The organism is Rhizobium sp. YJ-22, assembly GCF_029601685.1.
Taxonomy (GTDB): Bacteria; Pseudomonadota; Alphaproteobacteria; order Rhizobiales; family Rhizobiaceae; genus Metarhizobium.
The window spans coordinates 297,273-323,480 of the sequence record NZ_JARRIR010000003.1 but is presented as its reverse complement, the minus strand read 5'-3'; the positions used below and the strand labels follow the sequence as shown (position 1 = coordinate 323,480).

Genomic DNA, 26,208 nt, shown 5'->3' with positions numbered 1-26,208 from the left:
AAATCGCCAACACCTGCAGATGCTCGCCCGGACGGCGATGCGGCAGGAAACGCTGGGCCTCGGACGGTTTTTGCGCGGCGAAGAAGCGGCGCAGTTCGTTGATCTGCGGCAGGGTATAGGCGCGGTGGTTGTTCTCCAGCCGGCTCGGCACCGGGCCGCGGCCCTCGTTGGAGAGCAGTTTCAACGTGGAATCGGGGATCGAGGTCAGCTTCGAGACCTCGTTGGTCAGGAAATAGCGCAGGCCCTTTTCGGCGCGCGGCGGATACATGCGCGCGCGCAGCTGCTGCAGCTGGTTGGACAGCATGCCCGCATGACGCACGATCTTTTCGGCGGCATCTTCCCGCGCCGCCACGACCGGCTTAGTATTCGACCTTGTCGCCATGAATCCCTCTTGTCGGCCGACACGCGTTTTATCGGCCTTACCCCGACAACTTAGGCCACGATTCTCGATTCGCGTCCAGTCCCGGCCGTTTGCGCCGCCGCGATGGCGGGAGAGAAGAGGACGGCCTGCGACAGAATATTCAATCGAAACAGGCACTTCCATCTTCCTTTCTCCGCGACCGAGGCCGGGCGGTTTCGACCGTTGCGGCGACATCGAAGCATAGGGCGCATGGGCGGGGAGAGAATCGGCGGGGACGATTCCGGATTGTGGTGGGGGCGGGGCGATGCGGAAATTCCCTTCTCTCCTGGCGGAGAAGGGGTTTTTCGGTGCCCGTCCTGTTTCATAAGGGGGGGCAGACGGAAACGCAGTCGGACATTTCCGCCCGGCTGCGCATAAAATTCATCCCCGGTCGCTCAGAGTTCCGGCGTGCGCGGCGGCGCCTTGCGATAGCCGCCGGTCGCCTCGAAGGCGGTGGCGTAGGAGAGCAGGGCATTGTCGTCATAGGCGCGGCCGGCGAAGGTGAGGCCGGCGGGCATGGCGATGTCGGGCATGATGCCCATCGGCACGGTGACGGTGGGGATACCGAAATGGCGGATGGCGAGGTTGCCGTTGGCGACCCAGGTGCCGTTGCGCCAGGCGAGATCGGCCGAGGCGGGGTCGATGTCGGCATCGGCCGGGCCGATATCGGCGACCGCCGGGAAGATCACGGCGTCGAGCCCGAGACCGTCCATCCAGTCCTCGAAATCGCGCTTGCGGGTTTCCTCCAGCCCGCGAAAACCGGCTTCCAGGTGCGGAATATCGTGGAGGGCGCGGCCGGGATGGGCGGCGGCATGGGCGGGATAGGCGGGCAGGAAGTCGTCGAAGCCGTCGTAGCGGTCGGGCAGGGCGCCCTCGGGGGCGGGGAAGATGGCCGCGCCGTCGACATCGGCAAGCCGCGACAGCGTCGGATCGCCGTTGGCGGCGAGGAAATCGTCCCACGACCAGGCGCAGAGGTCGAGCATTTCATGGCGCAGGTAATCCGGGCTGACGAGCCCGCGGGTGAAAATCGTCGGCGCGCCGGGGCGGTCGCCCTCGTAGTTCGAGACCACGGGAAAATCGGTGACCACGACCTCGGCGCCCGCCGCCTCCAGCGCGGCGCGGGCGGCGTCCATCAGGGCGAGCATCGAGGCGCGCGTCTCGATCTTTCGGCCGGTCGGGCCGCCGATGCCGGGGGTTTCGGCGGTGCCGGCCAGCGGGTCGGCATTGATATACATGGCCGGCAGGCCGAAGCGCCTGCCCTTCAGCGAGGCAGACGCCGCCAGCGCCGGATAGGAGGCGGGGCGGATCTCGGAGGATTTCGGGATCGCCACCCAGTTCTGGCTGCGCCAGAGATCGCCGCGCGTCTCCTCGTCGTCGGCGACGATGACGTCGAGCAGTTCCAGCATGTCGGCCATGCTGCGCGTATGCGGCACGACCACGTCCATGGTCGGCACCAGCGGCCAGTTGCCGCGCACCGAAATGACGCCGCGGCTCGGCGTATAGGCGCACAGCCCGTTATTGGCGGCGGGCGCGCGGCCGCTCGACCAGGTTTCCTCGCCGAGCCCGAAGGCGGCGAAGCTGGCGGCGGTCGCCGTGCCCGAGCCGTTGGAGGAGCCCGAGCCGAAGGCCGCCGTCAGGTAGTCGCCGTTATAGGGGGATTCAGCGCGGCCGTAGAGACCGCGCTGCATGCCGCCATTGGCCATGGGCGGCATGTTGGTCAGCCCGATCAATACCGCGCCGCCGGCGCGCAGGCGCTGGATGGCGAAGGCATCCTCGCTGGCGACGAGATCGGCAAAGGCCGGCGAGCCCGCGGCCACCGTCAGCCCGCGTGCCTTGTAGCTGTCCTTGGCGGTGTAGGGAATGCCATCGAGCGGCCCGCGCAACCGTCCCTCCGCCCGGCGCCGGTCGGAGGCGCGCGCCTCCTCGACGGCTTGCGGATCGAGGATCACGACGGCGTTCAGCCGGATGCCGTCATGGTCGTAACGGGCGATTCGCGCCAGATAGCCCTCCACAAGCGCCTGAGACGTCACGCGGCCCTCTTCCAGCGCTTGGCGCAGCGCGGCGATCGACGTTTCCACCAGTTGCATCGGGACGGCTCCTCTCCGGTTCGTTCAGCCTGGCGTTTTGCCGTAAAATCAGCGCCGGGAGAAGGGCCGCATGATCGGCCCATGAGAATTATCGGGTGATTTCTTAGGTATGATGAAACCACAAACCCCTTTACCGGCGCGGCGTCCGCGCCCATACTGTCCTAGCGCGAAAGGATGATGACGGTGCGGCTTGGGCCCCTCCGGTTCGCATGGCGCAGGACAGCGCAAGAGCTGCGCCGACGGACGGAAAACAGGCTTTTCCGCAGGCATGACCAGGGAACAATTTGTAGCCGAGCTTCGTTGAAGAGAAAGTGGACGCGAGGAAACGCTTCCGTCTTCCGGCGTCCGCGGGAGAGTTCCATGAAAACCAGCGATAGTGATGTTTTCGATCTTTTCTCAAAGACTTATGCAAGCGGTGCGCAAGAAGAGCTAAGCCTGCAGGAGTATCTGCTGGCGTGCCGCGACGACAAGAGCATGTATGCGACCGCGCCGGAGCGCATGGTCGCGGCCATCGGCGAGCCGAAGCTCGTCGATACCAGCGCCGACGAGCGGCTGGGCCGAGTCTTCGCCAACCGGACGATCAAGATTTACCCCTCCTTTGCGGATTTCTACGGCATGGAGGATACGATCGAGCGAATCGTCGGCTATTTCCGCTATGCCGCGCAAGGCCTGGAAGAACGAAAGCAGATCCTTTACCTGCTCGGGCCTGTGGGCGGCGGCAAATCGTCGCTGGCCGAGCGCCTGAAGAAGCTGATGGAACAGGAGCCGATCTACACGCTGGCCATCGACGGCAAGATCAGCCCGGTCTTCGAATCGCCGCTCGGCCTTTTCAGCCGCGATCGCATGGGCGACCTGCTGGAGGACAAATACGGCATCGCCAAGCGCCGCCTTACCGGCCTCATCTCCCCCTGGGCCGCCAAGCGGCTAGACGAGATCGGCGGCGACATCTCCAAATTCAGCGTCGTCAAGCTGATGCCCTCGCGGCTACGCCAGATCGGCATCGCCAAGACCGAGCCCGGCGACGAGAACAACCAGGATATCTCGACGCTGGTCGGCAAGGTCGACATCCGCCAGCTGGAAAACTACAGCCAGGCCGACCCCGACGCCTATTCCTACAGCGGTGGCCTGAACCGCACGACGCAAGGGCTGCTGGAATTCGTCGAAATGTTCAAGGCGCCGATCAAGGTGCTGCATCCGCTGCTGACCGCCACCCAGGAAGGCAGCTATAACGGCACCGAGAATTTCGGTGCCTTCCCGTATCAGGGCATCGTGCTCGCCCACTCCAACGAATCCGAATGGCTGCAGTTCAAGCACAACAAGAACAACGAGGCCTTCCTCGACCGCATCCTCGTGGTCAAGGTGCCCTATTGCCTGCGCGTGACCGAAGAACGGCAGATCTACGAGAAGCTGCTGCGCGAAAGCGAGCTTTCCGACAGCCCCTGCGCCCCGGAAGTCTTGGAAAACCTGTCGCGCTTCACCGTCGCCACCCGGCTGACGCCGCACGAGAATTCGCCGACCTACACCAAGATGCGCGTCTATGACGGCGAGAACCTCAAGGATACCGACCCGAAGGCGAAGTCGCTGCAGGAATATCGCGACGCCGCCGGCGTCGACGAGGGCATGACCGGCATTTCCACCCGTTTCGCCTTCAAGGTTCTCTCGGAAACCTTCAACTACGACACCAAGGAGGTCTCGGCCGATCCCGTCCACCTGATGTACATCCTCGAACAGGCGATCCGCCGCGAGCAGTTTCCCAAGGAGGTCGAGGCCAATTACCTCGATTTCATCCGCTCGGAAATCGCCAGCCGCTATGCCGAATTCATCGGCCACGAGATCCAGAAGGCCTATCTGGAATCCTATAGCGAATACGGCCAGAACCTGTTCGACCGCTATATCGCCTATGCCGACGCCTGGCTGGAGGATCAGGATTTCAAGGATCCCGATACCGGCCAGATCCTCAACCGCGAGATCCTCGACAGCGAGCTGTCGCAGATCGAGAAACCCGCCGGCATCGCCAACCCGAAGGACTTCCGCAACGAGGTCGTCAAGTTCACGCTGCGCGCCCGCGCCCGCAACGGCGGCAGGAACCCCTCCTGGACGAGCTACGAAAAGCTGCGTGAGGTGATCGAGAAACGCATGTTCGGCCAGGTGGAAGACCTGCTCCCCGTCATCAGCTTCGGCTCGAAGAAAGACAGCACGACCGAAAAGCAGCATGCCGAATTCGTCGATCGCATGACCGCGCGCGGCTATACCGTGCGCCAGGTCCGGCGATTGGTCGATTGGTACATGCGGGTCAACAAGGCCGGCTGACAAGGCGAAAAGCAAGAGCGTTTCCGTCCTCTGAAACAGGCGGAAACGCTCGGGAGCGGGGACTGGCCCATGCCGAATTTCATCGATCGCCGGCTGAATCCGAAGGACCGCAGCCTCGGCAACCGGCAACGTTTCCTCAAGCGTGTGCATGACGAATTAAAGCGGGCGATCCGCGATCAGGTCAAATCCGACAAGATCGCCGATGTCGACGCCGCCCATGGCGTGCCGGTGCCGCGACGCGGCGCCGACGAGCCGAGCTTCCGCCATGCGCCCGGCAGCGGCGAGCGCCACCACGTCCTGCCCGGAAACGAAAGCTTTTCCCCCGGCGACCGCATCGGCAAGCAGGAAAGCGGCGGAGGCGGGGGTGGCGCCGGCAAGGGCGCCGGGCGCGGCGAAAGCGACGACGAATTCCTGTTCGTGCTGTCGCGCGAGGAGGTGCTGGACCTGTTCTTCGAGGATCTGGAGCTTCCCGACCTCATCAAGCTCAACCTCAAGGAAACCGTGACCTACAAGCCGCATCGCGTCGGCTTCACCACCTCGGGCACGCCGAGCAACATCAATATCGGCCGCACCATGCGCAACAGTTTCGGCCGGCGCATTGCGCTCCGTCGCCCGAGCGAGACCGAATTCCAGGCAGTGGCCGACGAGATCGCCGAACTGGAGCAGGTCCGGCCGCCGACCCAGGCGCAGCGCCGCCGGCTGGCGCGTCTGCGCGAGGAGCTAGACCTGTTGGAGCGGCGGCGCAAGCGCATCGCGTATGTCGATCCCGTCGACGTGCGCTTCAACCGCTTCGACCGCCAGCCGGTGCCCAATGCCAGCGCTGTCATGTTCTGCCTTATGGATGTCTCCGCCTCGATGGGCGAGCGCGAAAAGGACCTCGCCAAGCGCTTCTTCGTGCTCTTGCACCTGTTCCTCAAGCGCCGCTATCAGCGCATCGACATCGTCTTCATCCGCCACACCGACGAGGCGCACGAGGTCGACGAGGAGACCTTCTTCTTCAGCAAGCAGAGCGGCGGCACCATCGTTTCCACGGCGCTGGAGGAGATGCAGCGCATCATCCTCGACCGCTATCCCTCCAATATCTGGAACATCTATGCCGCCCAGGCCTCGGACGGCGACAACGCCACCGGCGATTCCGAGCGCTGCGCCACGCTGCTGCGCGACGAGTTGATGAAGCTCTGCCAGTATTACGCCTATGTCGAGATCATCGACGAGCGCGAGAGCGAAATCTTCGGCACCACCGACAACGGCACCTCGCTGTGGCGGGCCTATCGCATGGTGGATGGCGAGGTGGCGAATTTCCAGATGACCCGCATCGCCCGGCCCTCCGACATCTATCCCGTGTTCCGCAAACTCTTTGCCCGGCATCAGGCCGTGCAGATGCGCCGGTGAAGGGACAAAGAGATGGCAAAGCCAGCCTCCAGCCTGCTGTTTAGCGGATCGGAATGGAACTTCTCGACGCTGTCGCGCGCCTATGACGCCATCGAGGAAATCGCGCTCGGCGAGATGGGTCTCGACGTCTATCCCAACCAGATCGAGATCATCTCGTCGGAGCAGATGCTCGACGCCTATTCCTCGATCGGCATGCCGCTGATGTATCAGCACTGGTCGTTCGGCAAGCGTTTCGTCTTCGAAAGCCAGCTTTACCGCAAGGGCAGGCGAGGGCTGGCCTATGAGCTGGTGATCAATTCCAACCCCTGCATCACCTATCTCATGGAAGAAAACACCATGCCGATGCAGGCGCTGGTGACCGCGCACGCCTCCTTCGGCCACAATCATTTCTTCAAGAACAACTATCTTTTCCGGCAATGGACGGATGCCGGCGCCATTCTCGGCTACATGGATTTCGCCAAGAAATACATCGCCCGCTGCGAGGAGCGGCATGGAACGCATGCGGTGGAGGAGATCCTCGATTCGGCGCATGCGCTGATGGACCAGGGCGTCTTCCATTATCGCCGCCCGCCGCGCCTGTCCTCGGAAAAGGTGACGGAGCGGGCGCGCGAGCGGCTGGAATACGAGGAGCAGACCTATAGCGACCTGTGGCGTACCCTGCCGACGGCGGCCGGCAGCAACGGCATCGAGGAAGCCGAGCGCGAGGCGCTGGAGCGCAAGAAGGTGCTGAACCTTCCCGAAGAAAACCTGCTCTATTTCCTCGAAAAGCACAGCCTGATCCTGGAGCCGTGGCAGCGGGAAATCCTGCGCATCGTCCGCGTCATCGCCCAGTATTTCTACCCGCAGAGCCAGACCAAGGTGATGAACGAGGGCTGCGCCACCTTCGTGCATTACACGATCATCAACCGGCTGTTCGACCAGGGCCGGATGAGCGAGGGCGCCATGCTGGAGCTGTTGGCGAGCCATGCCAATGTCGTGTTCCAGCCGGGCTTCGACGATCCGCGCTATTCCGGCATCAACCCCTATGCGCTGGGCTTTGCGATGATGCAGGACATCGAGCGCATTTCCACGAAGCCGACCGCCGAGGACCGCGACTGGTTTCCGGATATCGCCGGCAATGGCGACTGGATGGGCACGCTGATCGACGCCTGGGAAAACCACCGCGACGAATCCTTCATCCTGCAATACCTAAGCCCGGCCCTGATGCGCAAATTGCGCCTGTTCCACCTTTCCGACCGGGCTACCGACCGGTTCCTGGAGGTGGCCTCGATCCACAACGAGCGCGGCTACGCCAACGTCCGCGCCGCCCTTGCCCGCGCCTACGATCCCGGCGCCAACCGCCCGGACATCCAGGTCATCGACGTCGACCTGCTCGGCGACCGCCAGCTCCGCCTGCGCCACACGATCAAGAGCGGCATGTTGCTGGAAGAGGCCAACCGCAACGCCACGCTGACCCACATCCGCCGCCTCTGGGGCTACGAAGTCAGCCTCGCCGGGGTCGATGCAACGTCCGGGGCGACGCTCTACGAGCACTCCGTGCCGTGAGGGCAGGGGCTTCGATGCCAGCCCAAGCCCTCTCGCTCATTTTGCCTGCGCGCCTCTTCCGCCAGCGCGCGGGACGCGCGCCAGCCGGGCATGTGGCACACCCGCGTCGAAATCCTTTTTTCCCTTAAGGGAGAAGCGATATGCCGCGCCGCTTTTTCAAGCACGAGGCGGCTCTCGCGCCGCTCCTTCGCCGCGCTTTCAAGGGAACTTCACTCCCGCCGCCGCGTTCGATGACGATGAACCCCATCGCGCGGAGCCGAAAATGCCCAGATTCGCCTTCCTGATCCCGCTCATATTCCTGGCCGTTCCCGGCGTCTCGCATGCCGCCGGCGAGGGCGATTTTCTGAAGGGGTTGCAGGGGGCCTATAGCGGGCAGGGAACGGTGCGGCTGCGCACCAATTCGAGCACGATCAAGGTGAACTGCACGTTCAATGCCACCTCTTCGGCCACCACCCTCTCGCTGAACGGCCGTTGCCGGGGACTGGTGCTGGTCTCGCGCAGCGTCGGTGCCGATCTCAAGGTATCGGGCACGCGCTACAGCGGCATCTATACCGGCGCCCGCTCCGGCCCGGCCGCGCTTTCCGGCACCCGGCGCGGCAATGCCCTGCGGCTGGCGATCCGCTGGGCCAAGCCGCTCAACGGCGACCGTGACGCCACCCTGCTCGTCAACCGCGTCGGCCAGCGCGGCCTGACCTTGACGATCACCGACCGCGACCCTGCATCCGGAAAGACCGTCGTCACCAGCAATATCGCCTTACAGCGGAAGTAAAGCATGTCCAGCGATGGCGCGGAACGCGGTTTCACCAGCGGTCCCGACCGGCTATGATCGGCAAAAATCGAGGACGGCCATGTTTGTAGCCCAGAAAATCGAAGCCGGTGACAAGGCCGGCTTTTATCGCGAACTACTTGCCCAGGCCGGCGGCTTGTTACAGGGCGAGCGCGACGCCATCGCCAATGCCGCCAATCTCTCGGCGCTGATCCATGACGCCGTGCCGGATCTCAACTGGACCGGCTTCTATTTCCTGAAGACGCCAAGTGAGCTGGTGCTCGGCCCCTTCCAGGGCAAGGTCGCCTGCGTGCGCATTCCCGTCGGCAAGGGCGTGTGCGGCGGCGCGGTGGCTAAGGGCCGCAGCCTGCTGGTGCCGGATGTTCATGCCTTTCCCGGCCATATCGCCTGCGATTCCGCCTCGCGCTCGGAACTCGTGGTGCCTTTGATCCGCGATGGCGCCGTCTTCGGCGTGCTCGATCTCGACAGCCCGCTTCCCGGCCGCTTCACCAATGAAGATCAGCAGGGCTTCGAGGCGCTTGCCGCGCTCTATGTCGCGGCAAGCGACCCCTGAGGCTGAAGCGCGCGGATGGAAAGGCCTCAGCCTTGCCGCGCGACATGCCGACGGGCGCTGAGCAAGCCGCCCTTGCCTTTGCCGCAATAGGCCCAGTTACGGCGCGCGCCGGTATCGACATGGATGATGCCGTTGCAATATCGCCCGACGCCGCCGATGCCGGGCGCCGAAAGGGCGGCGGCGATGATCGACCGCTCGGAAACGCCGGGCACGCGGATATCGGCTGCCTGGCAGGTGCGGTGCAGCGAGCCGCTGCGCGCCGAGCGCGGCCGATGGCCCGAGGTCACTAGCGGACGGCGGCCGGTGCGCGCACCGATATGGGCGAGAATGCTTTGCAGGCGCGGTGAAAAACAGCCGGTGCGGACGCTGACGGTCTGGGTCGCATAGGCAAGCGAAACACTGTGCGTGGGCAGTCTGGCCTTGCGCCGCTTCTCCCGGGCTTCGCCGGTGGCGAGGAAGGACAGGGTGAGCAGGCAGGTCAAGGCAATCGAAAGAACAGGACGCATGGCAATCCCCCTTTTGCAGATGCCCGGCGGCATGGCATGTCGATGCGGACGGCACGCCATGCGCTTCCGGGCGAGGCCGCCGCTGCATCGGGCGGCCACAGGCGAAAGGGTAATTTCATCCCGAATAAAGCATTTTTGTGAAAGATTATGCTTTTAATTCGAAAGGGCTAAGCCGAAAAATAGCCATTTTCAGTATATAGAATGAGGATACTGAGGAAAATATTCCATTTGTTTTGATGGCGTCATCATTTCGCCATGACATTGGCGACCGCATTTCGCCACCGGTCAGCGGCTTGCGGGGTCGTCGTGTTTTCCAGCACCAGTTCCATCCGGTCGGCGAGGAATTTGGTGCGGATGACCTGCACCGGGCAGCCCTCCAGATCTTCGTCGACGGCGCGGCTAATCAAGACGATGGCGTCGGAGGGGCAGCTCAGCAGGGCGGCGTCCTTCATCGAGACACGCTCGGCGGTCAGCCGCGTCTGGCGGCGGCGATAATCCGACAGGCCCTCGCGCTTCAGCGCCTCGGTGATCGAGCCGGTCTCGGCATAGGCATCGATGATGCCGGGAAAACGCTCGGCCGAAAAATGCGACACCGAGCGCGACAAGGGCACGCCCTCGACGACGGCGAGGCTTTCCAGCCGGTGCAGGGCGGCGCCCGGCCGGCAATCGAGAAGCTCGGCCATGGTCGCATCGGCCGTCACGCGCTCGGCCCGGATCAGACGGCCCGACGGCTCCAGCGACTGTTTCACCATGCTTTCCGAAAAGCGCGTGCGCGCGCCGATGGGGTAGACGATCCGCGGCTTGGCGGCATTGACGAAGGTGCCGCGCCCGCGCTCGGCCCGTACCAGCCCCTCCGCGGCGAGCGCCGCAATCGCCCGTCGCACGGTATGGCGATTGACGCCGAAGCGGCTGGCGAGATCGGTTTCCGGCGGCAGGGCGGCAGTGATGCTGCCGTCATGGATGGCGCTGCGAATATCGTCGGCGACGCGCCGCCAGAGCGCGATGCCGTCTGTTTCAGGGCTCATGTCTTCAACCTTCGAACGTTGTCATCAAGCCGTCATGGCCTCGGTGTTAAAACCTAGATCAGATCAAATGTATAGACAACTAGACAAATAAAGATTGTTCCTATGCAGGCAACCATCCCCGATCGAAAACGCGTGCTCGACGCTCTGCTGACCGCCGCGACCCGGCCGCTGGCGCAGGCCTATGAGGCGCTCTCCGCCACCATGCCGCAGGCCTTGCCGGTGCGCGGCCCCGAAATCGGCATGGTCATGCTGCGCGGTCGCATCGGCGGCGGCGGCCAGCCTTTCAATCTCGGCGAGGCGACGGTGACCCGCGCCACGGTGCGGCTGGAAAGCGGCGAGATCGGCCATGCCGTGCTGCTCGGCCGCGATATGGAAAAGGCGCGCATGGTCGCCCACCTCGATGCGCTTGCCCAGCGCGACGACTGGCGGGCGACCGTCGAGACACGTTTCGTTGCCCCGGCGCTGGAAGCGGAAGCCGAGGAGCGCCGCCGGCGGGTGGAGGAGGTGGAGGCGACTCGCGTCGATTTCTTCACCATGGTCCGTGGAGAAGACTGATGCAGGCGACAACCCATAGCGCCGCTTACGAAGGCGGTTTCGAAAGCCCGGTTTTTGGCGCGCAGGCCGCCTTCCGTTCGGTGATGGACGCGATGGCGCGGCCGGGCACGATTGTCGATCTGGCCGAGCCGGTTTCGGCCCCCGCACCGCTGGAGACGGCCGCCGCCGCTTTCCTTGCAGCACTTGCCGATTACGACAGCCCCGTCTGGTTCGAGGTGGAGGATGCCGAGGCCGCCATCGCCTGGGTCGAATTCCAGACCGGCGCGCCGGTCATGGCTGATCCGCAACAGGCCGCTTTCGCCGTGCTCGCCAGGGGAAGCGCGGTGACCGACTGGCGGCGCTTTTCCACCGGCACCTCTTCCTATCCCGATGCCTCGGCGACGCTTCTGCTGCCGGTCGAGGCGCTTGAGGGCGGGGCGGAGCTGATCCTCACCGGCCCCGGCATCGAAACACAGGCGCGCATCGCGCCGCGCGGTCTGCCGGCGGGTTTTGTGGCGGCGATGCAGGCCAATGCGGCGCTCTATCCGCTGGGGCTCGATATTCTCCTCGTTTGCGGCAGCCGGGTTTCGGCCTTGCCGCGCACCACGCGACTGACGGAGGTCTGATCCATGTATGTTGCGGTGAAGGGTGGCGAAAAGGCCATCGAAAATGCCCATGCGCTGATGGCGGATCGCCGCCGTGGCGACCGGTCCGTGCCGGCGCTCGGTATCGAGCAGATCGCCTCGCAATTGTCGCTGGCCGTCGACCGGGTGATGTCCGAGGGCTCGCTTTACGATCCGGAACTGGCAGCCATGGCGGTACGCCAGGCGCGCGGCGATCTCATCGAGGCAATCTTTCTACTGCGCGCCTATCGCACGACGCTGAGCCGCTTCGGCAACGCAAAACCGCTGGAAACCAACGCCATGCGCATCGAACGCCGCGTCTCCGCCACCTTCAAGGACATCCCCGGCGGCCAACTTCTCGGCCCCACCTTCGACTACACCCATCGCCTGATCGACCCGGCCATGGCCGGCGACGTGCCGGTCGCCGAGCCGCTGCGCCGAGAGCGTGAGGACAACACGGCCTGCCCGCGCGTCACCGATATTCTCGATGGGCAAGGGTTGATCGAGCCGGATGTGCTGGGTGACGCGGAGCCTGCGGACCTCACCCGCAGCGCCACGGCCTATCCGGTCGAGCGCGATCTGCGCCTTCAGGCCTTGGCGCGCGGCGACGAGGGTTTTCTGCTGGCGCTCGGCTATTCCACCCAGCGCGGCTATGGCCGCACCCATCCCTTCGTCGGCGAAATCCGCATCGGCATGGTCGATGTCGAGATCGATGTGCCGGAACTGGGCTTTGCCGTGCGCGTCGGCAGCGTGCGCGTCACCGAATGCCAGATGGTCTCGCAATTCAAAGGTGGCAAGGGCGGCGGGCCGGATGGCGAGCCGCGCTTCACGCGCGGTTACGGCCTCGTCTTCGGCCAGAGCGAACGCAAGGCGATGGCCGTCAGCCTCGTCGACCGGGCGCTGCGGGCCGACGAGTTCGGTGAGCAGCGCAATGCCCCGGCGCAGGATGAGGAATTCGTCCTCGAACATTGCGACAACGTGCAGGCGACCGGCTTCGTCGAGCATCTGAAGCTGCCGCATTACGTCGATTTCCAGGCCGAGCTGGATCTGCTGCGCACCCTGCGCCGCGAAGCAAACGAACACGCCACCCGCGAGGCCGCAGAATGAGTGCCGCTCCCACTTTGCCGGCGTATAATTTCGCCTATCTCGACGAACAGACCAAGCGGATGATCCGCCGCGCCATCCTGAAGGCGATTGCCGTTCCCGGCTATCAGGTGCCGTTCGCCTCGCGCGAAATGCCGATGCCCTATGGCTGGGGCACTGGCGGCGTGCAGGTCACCGCCTCGATCCTCGGGCCGGACGACGTTCTGAAGGTCATCGACCAGGGCGCCGACGACACCACCAATGCCGTCTCGATCCGCGCCTTCTTCGCCAAGGTCGCCAATGTGGCAACGACGACGAAGACCTCCGACGCGACCATCATCCAGACCCGCCACCGTATTCCCGAGGCGCCGCTGCGGGCCGGCCAGACGATCGTCTATCAGGTGCCGATCCCCGAACCCTTGCGTTTCCTCGAACCGCGCGAAACCGAGACCCGCGTCATGCACGGTCTTGCCGAATACGGGCTGATCCACGTCAAGCTTTACGAGGACATCGCCCAGCACGGCCATATCGCCACCACTTATGCCTATCCGGTCAAGGTCGAGGGCCGCTATGTCATGGACCCGTCGCCGATCCCGAAATTCGACAATCCAAAGATGCACAGGTCGCCGGCCCTCCAGCTTTTCGGGGCCGGCCGTGAAAAGCGCATCTATGCGCTGCCGCCGTTCACCGATGTCGTCAGCCTCGATTTCGAGGACCATCCCTTCCAGGTGCAGAAATTCTCGTCGCGCTGTGCGCTCTGCGATGCGGCCAATGTCTATCTCGATGAAGTCGTGACCGACGACCGGGGCGGGCGCATGTTCGTCTGCTCCGACACCGATCATTGCGAAACGCGCCGCGCCGAGGGCCACTTCGGTCCCGGTCTGCCGCAGGAGAGTTCCATCCAGGAGGCTGCCGAATGAGCGCCGCGCCCATCCTTTCCGTCGCCGGTCTCGAACGCCGCTACGGCCATTTCATCGGCTGCACCGATATCTCCTTCGATGTCTTCCCCGGTGAAGTCGTCGCCATCGTCGGCGAATCCGGTTCCGGCAAGACGACGCTGCTCAACTGCATTTCCGGCCGGCTGGAGCGCAGCGCCGGAGAAATCCGCTACCGGATGCGCGATGGCCGCTTTCCCGATCTCGCGGATCTTACCGAGGCCGAGCGCCGCTTCCTGATGCGCACCGACTGGGGTTTCGTCCACCAGAACCCGGCCGATGGCCTCAGGATGCGCGTCTCGGCCGGCGCCAATGTCGGCGAGCGGCTGATGGCGGTGGGCGAGCGCCACTACGGCAACATCCGCCAGACGGCGACGGACTGGCTGGAGCGCGTGGAAATCGCTGTCGCCCGCATCGACGATCAGCCGGTCGCCTTTTCCGGCGGCATGCGCCAGCGCCTGCAGATCGCCCGCAACCTCGTCACCCATCCGCGCCTGATCTTCATGGACGAACCGACCGGCGGCCTCGATGTGTCGGTGCAGGCGCGTGTACTCGATCTCCTGCGCATGCTGGTCGCCGATCTCGGCCTGTCGGTCGTCATCGTCACCCATGACCTGGCCGTCGCGCGGCTGCTGTCGCAGCGCATGATCGTCATGAAAAGCGGCCGCATCGTCGAACAGGGACTGACCGACCGCGTGCTCGACGATCCCCACCATGCCTATACGCAACTGCTCGTCGCCTCGATCCCGGAGAGCTGAAGATGATCAAAGCACTCGATATCGAACCGCTGCTCTGCGTCGATGGCGTCAGAAAATCCTTCACCATGCATCTGCGTGGTGGCATTCAGCTTCCGGTGGTCGAGAATGTCTCCTTCCGGCTTGTCCCCGGCGAATGCGTGGTGCTCGGCGGCCCCTCGGGTGTCGGCAAATCCTCGATCCTGCGCATGGTCTACGGCAATTATGCCGTCGATGGCGGCTCGATCCTGGTGCGCGACAGGGCGAGCGGCGAGATGGCGGATCTGGCCGCCGGCGATCCGCGCGTCATCCTCGACCTGCGCCGCGACAGTATCGGCTATGTCAGCCAGTTCCTGCGCGCCGTGCCCCGCGTCAGCGCGATTGACGTCGTGGCCGAACCCTTGATCGCTCGCGGCGTCGACCGCACGGCCGCGACAGCGAAGGCAGGGGAGATGCTGGAGCGGCTGCACCTGCCTCCAGCCTTGTTCTCGCTGCCGCCGGCCACCTTCTCGGGCGGCGAGAAGCAGCGCGTCAACATTGCCCGCGGCTTCATCACCGATCATCCGGTGCTGCTGCTCGACGAGCCGACCGCCTCGCTGGATGCCGCCAACCGCGACATCGTCGTGACGATGATCCGCGAGAAGCTGGCCGGCGGCACCGCCATTCTCGGCATCTTCCACGACATTCCGGTGCGCGAGGCGGTGGCGACCCGCATTATCGACGTTTCCGCCTTCTCCGCCCGAAAGGCCGCGTGATGCCCAAGCTTTCCGAGCATAGCCCGCTTATCCACGCCACCGCCGAGGTCCATGCCTCGACGCTTGGTCGCTATGTCGAGATCGAGGCGCGCTCGCGCCTCTCCGAGACGGAACTCGGCGACTATTCCTATGTCATGCAGGATTGCGCCATCTGGTGCGCCCGCATCGGCAAGTTCGTCAACATTGCGTCCGCCGTGCGCATCAACGCCACCAACCATCCGACCTGGCGACCGACGCTGCATCATTTCACCTACCGCGCCGGCGATTATTTCGAGGGAGCCGAGGACGAGGTGGATTTCTTCGAGTGGCGGCGCGGCCATGCGGTGGGCATCGGCCATGATGTCTGGATCGGCCACGGGGCGACGATCCTGCCGGGCGTATCCGTCGGCAACGGCGCGGTGATCGGTGCCGGCGCTGTCGTCGCGCGTGACGTGGCGCCCTACACCATCGTCGGCGGCGTGCCGGCGAAACTCATCCGCCAGCGCTTCGAGGCCTCCATCGGCAATCGCATGGATGCGCTGGCCTGGTGGGACTGGCCGCACGACCGGCTGTTTTCGGCGCTGGAGGACTTTCGCCAGATGACGGCGGAAGACTTCCTCGACCGTTACGAGAGGTCCAGGCTTCATCGAACCGTCACGAAACTGTCGTCGCCCGGTTACCGGCCTGACGTATGCACACGGAAACGGAGACCTGAGACATGACCGCCATCAGCGTTTTCAACCTTTCGAAACGATACGGCAAGACCCGTGCGCTCGACGATGTCAGCCTGGAACTGGGGCGCGGCGAAATGGTTGCGCTGATCGGCGCCTCCGGCTCGGGCAAGAGCACGCTCATCCGCCACATCGCCGGCCTTGAAGCCGGCGACGGCGAAAAGGGCAGGATCGCCGTGCTGGGCGAAGTCAGCCAGGAGTCCGGCCGGTTCAATCGCGCCCGGCGGCGCGGCCGCATCGCCGTCATCTTCCAGCAGTTCAATCTGGTCGCCCGCCTGTCGCTGCTGACCAATGTGCTGGTCGGGCATCTGGGCCGCATGCCCGCTTTGCGCGGCACGCTCGGCCTGTTCAATGCGGCGGAAAAGGACAAGGCGCGCGCGGCGCTGGCCCGCGTCGGCATCGATCATCTGGCCGGCCAGCGCGCCTCGACGCTGTCGGGCGGCCAGCAGCAGCGCGCCGCCATCGCCCGCAGCCTCGTGCAGGAGGCGGAAATCCTCATCGCCGACGAGCCGATTTCGGCGCTCGACCCGGCCGCCGCGCGCCGCGTGATGGACGTGCTCTCCGACATCAATCGTCAGGAGGGCATCACCGTGCTGGTGTCGCTGCACCAGGTGGAATATGCGCGGCGCTATTGCCGGCGCACGGTCGCCATGCGGGACGGCCGCATCGTCTTCGACGGGCCGTCCACGGCGCTCACGAACGATTTCCTGGCCGAACTCTACGGAGAGGCCTCGGAAGAACTGGTTCTGCCGGATGCGCCGGCCGAATCCCCTGCCGGCTTCAAGCCGGCGAACAGGCATGAAACGCCGGTCCCAGAGACCGTCTGACCCCAGCCAAACCCGGAGAAAATCCATGAACGCGATCCTGAAAAGCGTTGCGGCGCTGTCGCTCGCCTGCCTGATGACCTCGACCGCGCTTGCCGCCGAGGTCATCAACTTCGGCATCATCTCGACCGAATCCCAGCAGAACCTCAAGGCGAACTGGGAACCGCTGCTGAAAGCCATGAGCGAAAAGACCGGCCTGGACATTAAGCCCTTCTTCGCCTCCGATTATGCCGGCATCATCGAAGGCATGCGTTTCGGGAAGGTGCAAATGGCCTGGTACGGCAACAAGTCGGCCATGGAAGCCGTCGACCGCGCCGATGGCGAAGTCTTCGTGCAGAGCGTTCCCGTCGGCGGCGAGCCGGGCTACTGGTCGGTGATCATCGTCCCCAAGGATTCGCCGATCCAGACCGTCGACGACCTCCTGAAGTGCGATCATTCGCTGAATTTCGGCCTCGGCGATCCGAACTCCACCTCCGGCTACCTCGTTCCGATGACCTTCGTCTTCGGCGCCAAGGGCATCGACCCCAAGGCCTGCTTCAAGAACGTCACCAACGCCAACCATGAAACCAACGCCATGGCGGTTGCCAACAAACAGGTCGACGCCGCCGCCAACAACACCGAAAACATGGCGCTGATCCAGCAGAACCAACCCAAGGCCTATGAAAACATCCGCGAAATCTGGCGCTCGCCGCTGATCCCGTCCGACCCGATCGTCTGGCGCAAGGATCTCTCCGAGGCCGAAAAGACCAAGATCCGCGATTTCTTCCTGACCTACGGCACGGAGAAATCCGGCGGCAACATCGACGAAGAGAAGAAAGTTCTGGCCGGCCTGAAATGGGCACCGTTCCGTGCTTCCTCCGACAAGCAGCTGCTGCCGATCCGCGTCATGGAAACCGCCAAGGCGATCTCCAAGATCGAGGCCGACACTTCCATGACCGAAGAGGCCAAGAAGGCCAGGCTGGAAGAGCTGAACGCCCAGAAGGCCAAGTTCGAAGCCGAACTGGCCGCCGGCTGATCCGGTGCAGGAGAGGCGGTTTGCCGCTTCTCCTCGTCTTCCGGCAATCCGCCGCTCCAGCCGCCACGTCATCCTCGGGCCTGTCCCGAGCATGACGATGGAGACGCTCGCCGCTGCGACGCCTTTCCGTCTTTGGCTGACCCGATACAACGACACCCAACGGAACCCAAACCATGGCACTCGGAAGCGAAACCGCCCTGTCGGGCAAGTCCAAGGATCGCGCCGCGCCGCGCGCCGAGGCCGCGCTCATGCCCGGCCGTATGCGCAACTATACGCTGATCGCCGGTCTGGCCCTGCTGCTCGCCATCAGCTGGGGGCCGGCGGAAATGAGCCGCTTCACCTATCTGGTGACCGACTCCGGCAACATGGCCGAATACGCCTCCGGTTTCCTGCGCCCCGATTTCACCGATTGGCGCTTCTATCTGGAGGAGATGATCGTCACCATCCAGACGGCGCTGTGGGGCACCTTCCTTGCCGTGCTGCTGTCGATCCCCTTCGGCATCCTCTCGGCGCACAACATGGCGCCGTGGTGGATCGTCCATCCCGTGCGCCGGCTGATGGATCTGTTCCGCGCCATCCATGAGGTGGTGTTCGCGGTGCTCTTCGTGGTCGCCGTCGGCCTCGGGCCGTTCGCCGGCGTCATGGCGCTGTTCGTCCACACCACCGGCATTCTCGCCAAGCTGTTTTCGGAAGCCGTGGAGGCCATCGATCCGCGGCCCGTCGAGGCAATCCGCGTTACCGGCGCCTCGCGCATCCAGCAGGTAATCTTCGGCGTCATTCCGCAGGTGCTGCCGCTGTGGATGTCGTTTTCACTGTACCGGTTGGAATCCAACATCCGCTCGGCGACCGTCCTCGGCGTCGTCGGCGCCGGCGGCATCGGCCAGGTGCTCTTCGAATCCATCCGCGCTTTCTATTATCCGCAATCGGCGGCTATCCTCATCGTCGTGGTCGTGACCGTCACGATCATGGACCTGATTTCTCAGCAACTGCGCAAGCTGGCGATCTGACCGGCGAGACTGACGACCCATGACCCAGGAACAGATTTACTCGAACGCCCGCATCGTCCTCGCCGACGACGTCGTCCATGGAGCGCTCGTGGTGCGCGACGGTCGCATCGCCGATATCGGCGCAGGCAAGACCCGCGCCGGCGAGGACTGGAACGGCGACATCCTGATGCCGGGCTGCATCGAGCTGCACACCGACCATCTCGAAACCCACCTGCAGCCGCGCCCCAAGGTGCGCTGGAATCTCGACGCCGCCCTGCAAGCCCATGACGGGCAGGTCGCTACATCCGGCATCACCACTGTTTTCGATGCGCTGCGCGTCGGGCTGGAGGGCGATACCGAATTTGGCGCCGCCGACATGTCCGCCATGGCCGGCACGATCGCCGATGCCGCAGGCGCCGACCGGCTGCGCGCCGAGCATTTCATCCATCTGCGCTGCGAGGTCTCGGTCGGCGACGTCATCGATCATTTCGACACGTTTCGCGACAATGGCCGCGTACGGCTCGCCTCGCTGATGGACCATGCGCCGGGACAGCGGCAGTTCGTCAGCCTTGACGCCTATCGCATCTATTACCAGGGCAAGAAGAAGCTCTCCGATGCGGAATTCGCCGCCTACAGCGCCCGGCGCATCGCGGAATCCGAGGCCAATTCCGCCCGCAACCGCAAGCTGATCGCTAAGCGTTGCCAGGCCGCCGGCATCGCCATGGCCTCCCATGACGATGCCACCGCCGCCCATGTCAAGGAAAGCATCGATCTCGGCATTGCGCTGGCCGAATTCCCGACCACTGTCGAGGCGGCGGTGCTGTCGCGCAAGGCGGGGCTGAAGGTGCTGATGGGCGCGCCGAACGTGGTGCGCGGCGGCTCGCATTCGGGCAATGTCTCGGCCATCGAGCTGCTGCGGGCCGGCGCGCTCGATATCCTGTCCTCGGATTACGTGCCGTTCAGCCTGGTGCAGGCCGTCTTCCTGCTGGCCGACCAGGCCGAGGCACCGCTGGCGGAAGCCGTGCGGCTCGTCACCGCCAATCCCGCCGAGGCCGCCGGTCTCGACGATCGCGGCCGCATCGAGATCGGCCGGCGCGCTGACCTGATCCGCATCCGCCGCAAGGATGGCCTGCCGCCGCAGGTGGCCGGCGTCTGGCGGGAGGGGCGTCGTGTCGCCTGAAGCATCGCCGGAAGAGGCGCCGGGCCGAAAGGGCGTGTTCGTAGCCGTGGTCGGCCCGAGCGGGGCCGGCAAGGATACCGTGCTCAAGGCGGCGGCCGGGATGCTGCAGGCCGAGGCCGGCGTGCATTTCGTGCGCCGCGTCATCACCCGTGAGGCGGATGCGGCCTGCGAGGACCATGCGACCCTGTCGCCGGACGATTTCATCGCGGCACGCGAAAGCGGCGCCTTCTGCCTGAGCTGGGGCGCGCATGGCCTTTTTTACGGCCTGCCGGCATCCATCGGGGACCGGCTGGCGGATGGCCAGACCGTCGTCGCCAACCTGTCGCGCACCGCGCTTGCCGATGCCGCCAGGCGTTTTGGCGGCATCGCTGTTGTCGAGATCGCCGCGAGGCCGGAGATCCTTGCCGCCCGCATCGCCGGGCGCGGCCGCGAGGGCGCCGATGCCGCCTCGGCCCGCGTCGCCCGCCGCGTCGAGGTCGACGTTCTCCACCTTGCCGACACCTATCTGCGCCTCGACAATTCCGGCGCGCTGCAGCCGACCGTGGATGCCTTCGTCACCCATCTTCTGTCGCTTTCGCTGAAACCCTGAGGCTTACGCCTTGGCGCGCCAGAACCGCTTGGCGTCGATGACGGCGTCGAGGGCGTTCTGGGCGGCTCGGAGCAACTCGTCGCGGTCGCCGGTGGCGATCAAGTCTTCGACGCCGGGATGGGTGCCGAGTTCGAGCGCATCGACCAGCGCATGGCCGGTGGCGAGATCGTTGAGGGCGCCGAGCCGGTCCTGCAACTCTTCCATCGCCTCGGTGAACTGCCGGCGGCGGCGCTGGCTGCGCTTGTCGGAAAACAGCGGCGCGAAGAATTCGGCGGCATAGCGCAGCTTCTTGGCGTCCTTGCGCGCCTCATGGCGATGGGCATCGTCGAGATCGGCAAGCGATGCGCCATGCTGGCGCAATTTCCGGCGGCGGCCATCGAGCACGGCGGTGGCGAATTCGGTGACCGTCTCGGCCTCCGCTTCCGCCAAGGCCAGATCGGCATCGCAATGCAGCCAGGCCTGAAGGTCGAGACCGATGGCGCGGGCGCGGGACGATTTCAGGAGGTCGGCCAGCGCCGCGTATCGCTGCGCCCGGATGTCGCGCAGCTTGATGCGCAACCCGTCCTGCCGCGCCTTGCGCATGAGGACGTCGAGATCGCGCACCTCGCCGAGCGCGGCCGCCAGCCAGCGCAGTTCCTCCTTGAGCCTTCGGCTCTCGGGGCTCACCAGGCGGTCCTTGTAAAGGGTGAAGGCCGAGCGCAGTCGGCGCAGGCCGACCCGGGCCTGATGCAGCGCATCGGCATGACGGCGATGCAGCAGGATATCCTCGTTCAGCCGGAACTGCCGGAAACAATTGGCGGCGATGGCGCGAAAACCGCCGATAACGCCGAGATCGGCCGACAGCGCCGCCGGCTCGGCCTTGATCGAGGCCGGCTGCGCCTCCGTCAGGCGAAAGCCGCGCTCGGCCTTCGACAGCGCCCCGATGCGCACGGGAAGCTGCCCTCCGATCTGCCGCGCCAGGGCAAACAGGGTGTCCGCATCGCCCTGTCCGAGTTTCAACTCGATCTCGCAGACCGGCGCCTGCCGCTCGCCGGCGACCACCAGGCCGCGATCCAGCGCCGCCTCGATGCGGACGCCGTTCTCCTCGATCGTCCACAGCAGGCGGTGATTGCGCACCTCGAACAGCGGCACGATCTCCGGCAGGTCGGCTCCGGCCTCGGCAAACAGCGCGGCAAAACCATCCAGCACCGGCCGCTGGCCGGCGACCGGCATCTCCCATTCCTGCCGGGGGAACGGTCCCTTGCCTAGCCCCGCTGCCTTCACAGATTGCGTATGCTGCCCGCCGGCCTCGCGAATGCGCAAAACGATGCCGGCACTAAACAGGGCCCGCGCCGGCGTGTCGAAATAGATCGAGCGCCGCACCAGCGCCTGCGGCGTCGCTGAAAACGACGGCAGCGCCAGCAGCGCCTCGACGCTGTCAGGCGCGATCTCCAGCTTGATTTCGGTTTCGGCGTTCATCCCATCTCCGTGGCCGGTGAACGCTTCCAGCCTAACATACCGTTCCCGAAAGAAAACAGGCCTATCGTCGCGATGGCGGCCCTTGCCGGCCAGCCGGCTTACCAGCGCCAGCCGGGCGCCCGTCCGCCGGTCCCGAGCGTCCGCTCGATCGCGCCGCCGAGCGACAGCACCGCCTCGTCGGCAAAGCGCCGGCCGACGATCTGCAGCCCGACCGGCATGCCCCCCGCCAGCCCCGCCGGCACCGACAGGGCCGGGCATTGTGGCAGCAGGTTGAACGGACAGGTCATGTCGAGGCCGGCCAGCCGCCCGTCCGGCAGATCGGCGGCGTAATCGTTGTCATCGGCCTCGGCCGGCGGCGCGGTCACCGCGCAGGTCGGGCAGAGAAGCGCATCGTAACGGGCCAGGATGGCGGCGAGATCGCGCCACATGGCGGTGCGCAACAATTCGACCCTCTTGTAGGCGACGGCGCTCATGCCCTGTCCGCGCTCGATGAGATCGACGACGATCGGGTCCATCCGCTCCCGGTATGCGGGCAGCGTCTCGCCGAAATAGGCGGCCATGAACACGCACCAGAGATCGAACCAGCCGTCATTGACCGCCCGCGTCCAGCCGATCTCGACCTCTTCGACCACCGCGCCGGCGGCACGCAACCTGTCCGCCGCCGCAAGAATCGCGGTCCGAACCGGCGCCTCGACGCCGTAATAGCCGAGATCGAGCGAGAGCGCGAAACGCCGGCCGGCAAGCGCGCCCGCGCCGGCCCGCTCCGCCGAAAAGGTGAGCGGCAGCGAGGCGATGTCGGCATCGTCCGGCCCTGACGTGGCGGCCATGAAAGCGGTGGCGTCGGCGATCGTCCGCGCCAGCGGCCCGAAATGCGAGATATTGTCGAAGACGCTCGGCAGGATGGTCATGGGAATGCGCCCGAGGCTGGGTTTGAGCCCGACGACGCCGGAAAGGGCGGCGGGAATGCGCACCGAGCCGCCCATGTCCGTGCCCTCCGCGAAGGGAACGACGCCGGTCGCCACCGCCACCGCCGAGCCGCCGGAGGAACCGCCGCTGGTGCGCGTCGCATCCCAGGGATTGCGGGTGATGCCCCAGCGCGGGCTGGCGGTGAAACTGGAATGGGCGAATTCCGGCGTCGTGGTCTTGGCGATCAGGATGGCGCCGGCCGCCTCCAGCCGGCGGATGCACAATGCCGTCTCCTGCGGCACCCAGTCGCCGCGCGTCCAGGAGCCGAGCGTGGTGAGATCGCCGGCCGTCGGCGTCAGATCCTTGGCGGCGAAGGGCACGCCGAGCAGCGGGGGCACGTCTTCGCCGCTGGCGATGCGCAGGTCGGCCGCGCGCGCGGCGGCAAGTGCCGCCTCCTCGCGCAGCAGGGTGAAGGCGTTCAGCGCGCCGTCGACGATCTTCGCCCGCCGCAGGGATTCGCAAACGACCGCCTCGGCGGAAAACCGGCCGGTGCGAATGCCGGCGGCGATTTCCATTGCCGGCAGGTCGAGCGGATGGATAGGGTCTTCAGAAACGGACTGCATGGCGGCGGACTCCGTGCTAGGAAAAATTCAAGTCAATGAGCAAGCGCGCGTTTTCACGATTCGGGGAAGGTAAAAAGGCGGCTTTGCCCGCGACGGGGGATAGACGTGACGGCAAAGACGGGCGCGGTGGGCTATATCGATGACTGGAACGCGGCGCTTGCCGGGGCGGTGACGGCGCTTGGCGAACCCGGCTTTCCGGCAGCGCTTGAAGACGCGCTGAAACAACTCGTCCCCTTCGAGATGATGAACGGCTTTGCCTATGCGCCTGGCGGCAAGGCCTTCGATCTCGACAATGAGCGCATCGTCGGCGACCGCACCACCATCGTCGACCACTATCTCGCCGGCGCCTATATCGTCGATCCCTTCCACGATGCGGTTCGCAGCGGGCGCCGGGGCTTGCTGGTCATGCGGCGACTGGCGCCGGACCGGTTTACTGAGACGGAATATTACCGCCGCCACTATCAGGCGACCGGCATTCTCGACGAGGTCGGCTTCATCCTGCGGCTGCGCCATGCCGATGCGGTCTTGTCGCTGTCGCGCATCGGCGCGGTGCCGGCCTTTTCGCGCCGCGACATCGCCCGGCTGGAAAGTGCCGCGCCGCTGGTGCAGGCGCTGGCCGAGCGGCATTGGTTCGAGCGCTTCAGCCCGACGGCCGGCGATGACCAGGCGGCGGCAGCGATCAGCCATCCGCTGCTGTCGAAGCGGGAGCTTGAGATCGTGACCCTCATTCTCAAGGGTCACTCCTCCTATTCCATCGCCGCGACGCTGGGGCTTTCGCCCAACACCGTCAAGGTCCACCGCCGCCAGGCCTATGCCAAGCTCGGCATTTCCAGCCAGGCGGAACTGTTCCATCTCTTTCTCAGCCGTCGCTGATCACTCGACGAATTCCACTTCCGGCGGCGCCGTCTGGAAGAAGCGGGTGAGATAGGCGAGATAGCAGATGCCGAGCGCCAGCCAGGCGAGGCCGAGCAGCTTGGCATTGCCGTCGAGGTTCCACAACAGGAAGAGATCGCACAGCGCGCCCGCCACCGGCACGAGCAGCCCGACGAGAGGACCGAGCGGCCGCACGACGGCATTCCCCTTCAGATAAAGCGCGATCACCGAGACGTTGACGGCGGTGAAGGCGAGGAACGCACCGAAATTGATGAACGAGGTCGAGGTGGTGACGTCGAGCGTCAGCGCCAGAAGCCCGACGATGCCGACGACGACGAGGTTCATGACCGGCGTGCGCCATGTCTCATGCAGCCTGCCGAAGATGCCGGCCGGCAGCACGCCGTCGCGGCCCATGGCGAACAGCAGGCGGCCGACGCTGGCTTGCGCGGCGAGACCCGAGGTGAACTGCGCCACCACCAGCGTCGCCAGGAAGACGGTGACGAACAGGTCGCCGCCGATCATCAGCGCGATTTCAGTCGCGGCGGAATCGACCGAGGCGAATTCGCCGCCGGGATGGGCAAGCTGGGTGATATAGGCCGAGCCGGTGAAGATCAGGCCGCCGATGACGGCGATGATCATGATCGCCTTCGGCATGGTGCGGGTCGGGTCGCGGGTCTCCTCGGTCAGCGTCGAGACGGCATCGAAGCCGAGGAAGGAATAGGCGGCGATCGCCGCACCCGCGACGGAGGCGCCGAACGGCACGCCAGGCTCGAAGAACGGCCGCACCGAAGCGAGCCCGCCGACGCCGTTGAGGGCGACGACATAACGCGCGGCCAGCGCCACGAAAGCAATCAGCACCGAAAGCTGCACCAGCATCAGGACGACGTTCACCCGGTTGGCGAAGGCGATGCCCACGACGTTGACGGCGGTGGTCAGCACGATGAAGCCGACGATCCACATCCAGGCCGGCACGGTCGGAAAGGCCGACGTGAGATAGGCCGCGCCGATCAGCCAGATGACCATCGGCAGGAAGAAATAATCGAGCAGTACCGCCCAGCCGACGAGAAAGCCGGCGCCGGAATTCAGCGACTTGCGGGCATAGGTATAGGCCGAGCCGGCGACCGGATAGACCCTGGCCATGATGCCGTAGCTGACCGCCGTCAGGAAAATCGCCGCCGCCGCGATGAAATAGGCCATGGCCGTCGTGCCGGCGCTGACGGAGGCCAGCGCCCCGAACGTGCCGAACACGATCATCGGCGTCATATAGGCCAGCCCGAACAGCACCACGGACCACAGGCCGAGCGTGCGGTCGAGTTTGATGGATTCTGTCATGTTCCCCTCCTCCAGATGAGGGAGCGAGAGTCGGCGAAAGCGGGGCCGAAGCCAATAACCCCAGGGTATTACCGCAAGGCCGCCTTCCGCGACGCCGGAAAATCGCGGGTTCCGGGGGCGAAGGCGGCGTTGAAAACGCCTATCGCCCCTGCGCCTTGCGCCAGTCCGCCTCGAAGGCGGCGATCGCCATGTCCGGCGGCGCGGAGGTGGTAAGCGGCACGACGTCGCCGTTGCGCAGCACGACGACCGGACCGCTGCCGGGCACCAGCGTGCTCGGATCCTTGGTCTCGACATAGCGGCGGGTGGTGTAGAGGAACACCCAGCCGAAATCGTGCTCCTGGGTTTCCAGCACCACGAAATCATGCTTCAGCGTCGACAGGAATTTCGTCCTGAAGATGGTTTCGGCTTCCGCTGCATTGTGGACATCCATTGTGCCGTTCCTG

The 26,208-nt window shown here is 65.4% G+C and carries 25 protein-coding genes and 1 pseudogene; 18 read left to right on the top strand and 8 right to left on the bottom strand.

Translation table 11 applies throughout. The features are described 5' to 3' along the window. Both P7F60_RS09490 and P7F60_RS09485 read right to left on the bottom strand, forming a co-directional pair. Positions 1 to 382: pseudogene (locus tag P7F60_RS09490) on the bottom strand (plasmid partitioning protein RepA); the annotation flags it as partial. Positions 383 to 795: 413 nt separating this feature from the next. After that, positions 796 to 2,487: an amidase gene (locus tag P7F60_RS09485; RefSeq protein WP_277917491.1), complete on the bottom strand. Its 1,692-nt coding sequence runs from the start codon at positions 2,485 to 2,487 to the stop codon at positions 796 to 798. A 360-nt stretch (positions 2,488 to 2,847) separates the two neighbouring features. Between P7F60_RS09485 and P7F60_RS09480 the strand changes: the two genes are divergently transcribed. From P7F60_RS09480 to P7F60_RS09460, 5 genes are all read left to right on the top strand, one after another. Then, a complete protein-coding gene (locus P7F60_RS09480) occupies positions 2,848 to 4,797 on the top strand; it encodes a PrkA family serine protein kinase (protein ID WP_277917490.1) in 1,950 nt (649 codons plus the stop codon). Between the two features lie 69 nt (positions 4,798 to 4,866). Then, positions 4,867 to 6,189: a YeaH/YhbH family protein gene (locus tag P7F60_RS09475; protein ID WP_277917489.1), complete on the top strand. Its 1,323-nt coding sequence runs from the start codon at positions 4,867 to 4,869 to the stop codon at positions 6,187 to 6,189. A gap of 12 nt (positions 6,190 to 6,201) precedes the next feature. Then, the gene (locus P7F60_RS09470; RefSeq protein ID WP_277917488.1) at positions 6,202 to 7,734 is read left to right on the top strand and encodes a SpoVR family protein; all 1,533 of its coding nucleotides are present in this window, start codon (positions 6,202 to 6,204) and stop codon (positions 7,732 to 7,734) included. Positions 7,735 to 7,996: 262 nt separating this feature from the next. Then, positions 7,997 to 8,503, top strand: a complete 507-nt coding sequence (locus P7F60_RS09465) for a hypothetical protein (RefSeq protein WP_277917487.1) — start codon at positions 7,997 to 7,999, stop codon at positions 8,501 to 8,503. A 79-nt stretch (positions 8,504 to 8,582) separates the two neighbouring features. Further along, positions 8,583 to 9,074 carry a GAF domain-containing protein gene (locus P7F60_RS09460; protein WP_277917486.1) on the top strand — a complete coding sequence of 164 codons (492 nt, stop codon included), beginning with the start codon at positions 8,583 to 8,585 and terminating at the stop codon, positions 9,072 to 9,074. A 26-nt stretch (positions 9,075 to 9,100) separates the two neighbouring features. On the opposite strand, the gene P7F60_RS09455 is transcribed toward P7F60_RS09460, so the two are convergent. Both P7F60_RS09455 and phnF read right to left on the bottom strand, forming a co-directional pair. Next, on the bottom strand, positions 9,101 to 9,580 hold the full coding sequence (locus P7F60_RS09455) for a DUF882 domain-containing protein (protein WP_277917485.1): 480 nt from the start codon (positions 9,578 to 9,580) through the stop codon (positions 9,101 to 9,103). A 245-nt stretch (positions 9,581 to 9,825) separates the two neighbouring features. Then, positions 9,826 to 10,605 (bottom strand): phosphonate metabolism transcriptional regulator PhnF, encoded by a 780-nt coding sequence (gene phnF / locus P7F60_RS09450; RefSeq protein ID WP_277917484.1) that lies wholly within the window; start codon positions 10,603 to 10,605, stop codon positions 9,826 to 9,828. Between the two features lie 102 nt (positions 10,606 to 10,707). Here phnF and phnG point away from each other — a divergent pair, with 102 nt between their 5' ends. The 12 genes from phnG (at position 10,708) to phnN (ending at position 20,573) form a co-directional block, all read left to right on the top strand. Then, positions 10,708 to 11,160 (top strand): phosphonate C-P lyase system protein PhnG, encoded by a 453-nt coding sequence (gene phnG, locus P7F60_RS09445; RefSeq protein WP_277917483.1) that lies wholly within the window; start codon positions 10,708 to 10,710, stop codon positions 11,158 to 11,160. Further along, entirely contained in the window at positions 11,160 to 11,765 is a 606-nt protein-coding gene (gene phnH, locus P7F60_RS09440) for a phosphonate C-P lyase system protein PhnH (protein ID WP_277917482.1), read from the top strand. The genes phnG and phnH overlap by 1 nt, the downstream gene beginning before the upstream one ends. Positions 11,766 to 11,768: 3 nt before the next feature. Beyond that, entirely contained in the window at positions 11,769 to 12,869 is a 1,101-nt protein-coding gene (locus P7F60_RS09435; protein WP_277917481.1) for a carbon-phosphorus lyase complex subunit PhnI, read from the top strand. After that, positions 12,866 to 13,765, top strand: a complete 900-nt coding sequence (locus P7F60_RS09430) for an alpha-D-ribose 1-methylphosphonate 5-phosphate C-P-lyase PhnJ (RefSeq protein ID WP_277917480.1) — start codon at positions 12,866 to 12,868, stop codon at positions 13,763 to 13,765. Before P7F60_RS09435 ends, P7F60_RS09430 begins: the two co-directional genes overlap by 4 nt. Continuing rightward, on the top strand, positions 13,762 to 14,538 hold the full coding sequence (gene phnK, locus P7F60_RS09425) for a phosphonate C-P lyase system protein PhnK (protein WP_277917479.1): 777 nt from the start codon (positions 13,762 to 13,764) through the stop codon (positions 14,536 to 14,538). Before P7F60_RS09430 ends, phnK begins: the two co-directional genes overlap by 4 nt. Positions 14,539 to 14,540: 2 nt before the next feature. Then, positions 14,541 to 15,269 (top strand): phosphonate C-P lyase system protein PhnL, encoded by a 729-nt coding sequence (phnL, locus tag P7F60_RS09420; RefSeq protein WP_277917478.1) that lies wholly within the window; start codon positions 14,541 to 14,543, stop codon positions 15,267 to 15,269. Further along, positions 15,269 to 15,970, top strand: a complete 702-nt coding sequence (locus tag P7F60_RS09415) for a DapH/DapD/GlmU-related protein (protein ID WP_277917477.1) — start codon at positions 15,269 to 15,271, stop codon at positions 15,968 to 15,970. Before phnL ends, P7F60_RS09415 begins: the two co-directional genes overlap by 1 nt. Continuing rightward, positions 15,967 to 16,806 carry a phosphonate ABC transporter ATP-binding protein gene (gene phnC, locus P7F60_RS09410; protein ID WP_277917476.1) on the top strand — a complete coding sequence of 280 codons (840 nt, stop codon included), beginning with the start codon at positions 15,967 to 15,969 and terminating at the stop codon, positions 16,804 to 16,806. Before P7F60_RS09415 ends, phnC begins: the two co-directional genes overlap by 4 nt. Before the next feature lie 25 nt (positions 16,807 to 16,831). After that, on the top strand, positions 16,832 to 17,818 hold the full coding sequence (phnD, locus tag P7F60_RS09405; RefSeq protein ID WP_277917475.1) for a phosphonate ABC transporter substrate-binding protein: 987 nt from the start codon (positions 16,832 to 16,834) through the stop codon (positions 17,816 to 17,818). 173 nt (positions 17,819 to 17,991) lie between these two features. Beyond that, entirely contained in the window at positions 17,992 to 18,825 is an 834-nt protein-coding gene (phnE, locus tag P7F60_RS09400) for a phosphonate ABC transporter, permease protein PhnE (RefSeq protein WP_277917474.1), read from the top strand. Positions 18,826 to 18,844: 19 nt separating this feature from the next. Continuing rightward, positions 18,845 to 19,984, top strand: a complete 1,140-nt coding sequence (locus P7F60_RS09395; RefSeq protein WP_277917473.1) for an alpha-D-ribose 1-methylphosphonate 5-triphosphate diphosphatase — start codon at positions 18,845 to 18,847, stop codon at positions 19,982 to 19,984. After that, the gene (phnN, locus tag P7F60_RS09390; RefSeq protein ID WP_277917472.1) at positions 19,974 to 20,573 is read left to right on the top strand and encodes a phosphonate metabolism protein/1,5-bisphosphokinase (PRPP-forming) PhnN; all 600 of its coding nucleotides are present in this window, start codon (positions 19,974 to 19,976) and stop codon (positions 20,571 to 20,573) included. The genes P7F60_RS09395 and phnN overlap by 11 nt, the downstream gene beginning before the upstream one ends. Before the next feature lie 3 nt (positions 20,574 to 20,576). On the opposite strand, the gene P7F60_RS09385 is transcribed toward phnN, so the two are convergent. Both P7F60_RS09385 and P7F60_RS09380 read right to left on the bottom strand, forming a co-directional pair. Further along, complete coding sequence (locus tag P7F60_RS09385) at positions 20,577 to 22,031, bottom strand: CHAD domain-containing protein (protein ID WP_277917471.1); 1,455 nt, start codon at positions 22,029 to 22,031, stop codon at positions 20,577 to 20,579. 98 nt (positions 22,032 to 22,129) lie between these two features. Continuing rightward, positions 22,130 to 23,560, bottom strand: coding sequence for an amidase (locus tag P7F60_RS09380; protein WP_277917470.1), 1,431 nt, complete (start codon positions 23,558 to 23,560; stop codon positions 22,130 to 22,132). A gap of 105 nt (positions 23,561 to 23,665) precedes the next feature. On the opposite strand from P7F60_RS09380, the gene P7F60_RS09375 reads away from it, so the two are divergent. Then, the gene (locus P7F60_RS09375) at positions 23,666 to 24,433 is read left to right on the top strand and encodes a LuxR C-terminal-related transcriptional regulator (RefSeq protein ID WP_277917469.1); all 768 of its coding nucleotides are present in this window, start codon (positions 23,666 to 23,668) and stop codon (positions 24,431 to 24,433) included. Here P7F60_RS09375 and P7F60_RS09370 read toward each other — a convergent pair whose 3' ends face one another. Both P7F60_RS09370 and P7F60_RS09365 read right to left on the bottom strand, forming a co-directional pair. Next, positions 24,434 to 25,765, bottom strand: coding sequence for an APC family permease (locus P7F60_RS09370; RefSeq protein ID WP_277917468.1), 1,332 nt, complete (start codon positions 25,763 to 25,765; stop codon positions 24,434 to 24,436). It lies immediately after the preceding gene. A 139-nt stretch (positions 25,766 to 25,904) separates the two neighbouring features. Continuing rightward, complete coding sequence (locus P7F60_RS09365) at positions 25,905 to 26,195, bottom strand: YrhB domain-containing protein (RefSeq protein WP_277917467.1); 291 nt, start codon at positions 26,193 to 26,195, stop codon at positions 25,905 to 25,907. Positions 26,196 to 26,208: the final 13 nt, after the last annotated feature.

Excerpts from the sequence above, each read along its gene's own strand:
- P7F60_RS09395 (WP_277917473.1), top strand. The coding sequence starts at position 18,845 with ATGACCCAGGAACAGATTTACTCGAACGCCCGCATCGTCCTCGCCGAC.
- P7F60_RS09485 (WP_277917491.1), bottom strand. The coding sequence starts at position 2,487 with ATGCAACTGGTGGAAACGTCGATCGCCGCGCTGCGCCAAGCGCTGGAA.
- phnF (WP_277917484.1), bottom strand. The coding sequence starts at position 10,605 with ATGAGCCCTGAAACAGACGGCATCGCGCTCTGGCGGCGCGTCGCCGAC.
- P7F60_RS09460 (WP_277917486.1), top strand. The coding sequence starts at position 8,583 with ATGTTTGTAGCCCAGAAAATCGAAGCCGGTGACAAGGCCGGCTTTTAT.
- P7F60_RS09435 (WP_277917481.1), top strand. The coding sequence starts at position 11,769 with ATGTATGTTGCGGTGAAGGGTGGCGAAAAGGCCATCGAAAATGCCCAT.
- P7F60_RS09475 (WP_277917489.1), top strand. The coding sequence starts at position 4,867 with ATGCCGAATTTCATCGATCGCCGGCTGAATCCGAAGGACCGCAGCCTC.
- P7F60_RS09370 (WP_277917468.1), bottom strand. The coding sequence starts at position 25,765 with ATGACAGAATCCATCAAACTCGACCGCACGCTCGGCCTGTGGTCCGTG.
- P7F60_RS09430 (WP_277917480.1), top strand. The coding sequence starts at position 12,866 with ATGAGTGCCGCTCCCACTTTGCCGGCGTATAATTTCGCCTATCTCGAC.
- phnG (WP_277917483.1), top strand. The coding sequence starts at position 10,708 with ATGCAGGCAACCATCCCCGATCGAAAACGCGTGCTCGACGCTCTGCTG.
- phnK (WP_277917479.1), top strand. The coding sequence starts at position 13,762 with ATGAGCGCCGCGCCCATCCTTTCCGTCGCCGGTCTCGAACGCCGCTAC.
- P7F60_RS09415 (WP_277917477.1), top strand. The coding sequence starts at position 15,269 with ATGCCCAAGCTTTCCGAGCATAGCCCGCTTATCCACGCCACCGCCGAG.
- phnD (WP_277917475.1), top strand. The coding sequence starts at position 16,832 with ATGAACGCGATCCTGAAAAGCGTTGCGGCGCTGTCGCTCGCCTGCCTG.
- phnE (WP_277917474.1), top strand. The coding sequence starts at position 17,992 with ATGGCACTCGGAAGCGAAACCGCCCTGTCGGGCAAGTCCAAGGATCGC.
- phnH (WP_277917482.1), top strand. The coding sequence starts at position 11,160 with ATGCAGGCGACAACCCATAGCGCCGCTTACGAAGGCGGTTTCGAAAGC.
- P7F60_RS09480 (WP_277917490.1), top strand. The coding sequence starts at position 2,848 with ATGAAAACCAGCGATAGTGATGTTTTCGATCTTTTCTCAAAGACTTAT.
- phnL (WP_277917478.1), top strand. The coding sequence starts at position 14,541 with ATGATCAAAGCACTCGATATCGAACCGCTGCTCTGCGTCGATGGCGTC.
- P7F60_RS09365 (WP_277917467.1), bottom strand. The coding sequence starts at position 26,195 with ATGGATGTCCACAATGCAGCGGAAGCCGAAACCATCTTCAGGACGAAA.
- P7F60_RS09455 (WP_277917485.1), bottom strand. The coding sequence starts at position 9,580 with ATGCGTCCTGTTCTTTCGATTGCCTTGACCTGCCTGCTCACCCTGTCC.
- P7F60_RS09380 (WP_277917470.1), bottom strand. The coding sequence starts at position 23,560 with ATGCAGTCCGTTTCTGAAGACCCTATCCATCCGCTCGACCTGCCGGCA.
- P7F60_RS09465 (WP_277917487.1), top strand. The coding sequence starts at position 7,997 with ATGCCCAGATTCGCCTTCCTGATCCCGCTCATATTCCTGGCCGTTCCC.
- phnC (WP_277917476.1), top strand. The coding sequence starts at position 15,967 with ATGACCGCCATCAGCGTTTTCAACCTTTCGAAACGATACGGCAAGACC.
- P7F60_RS09385 (WP_277917471.1), bottom strand. The coding sequence starts at position 22,031 with ATGAACGCCGAAACCGAAATCAAGCTGGAGATCGCGCCTGACAGCGTC.
- P7F60_RS09470 (WP_277917488.1), top strand. The coding sequence starts at position 6,202 with ATGGCAAAGCCAGCCTCCAGCCTGCTGTTTAGCGGATCGGAATGGAAC.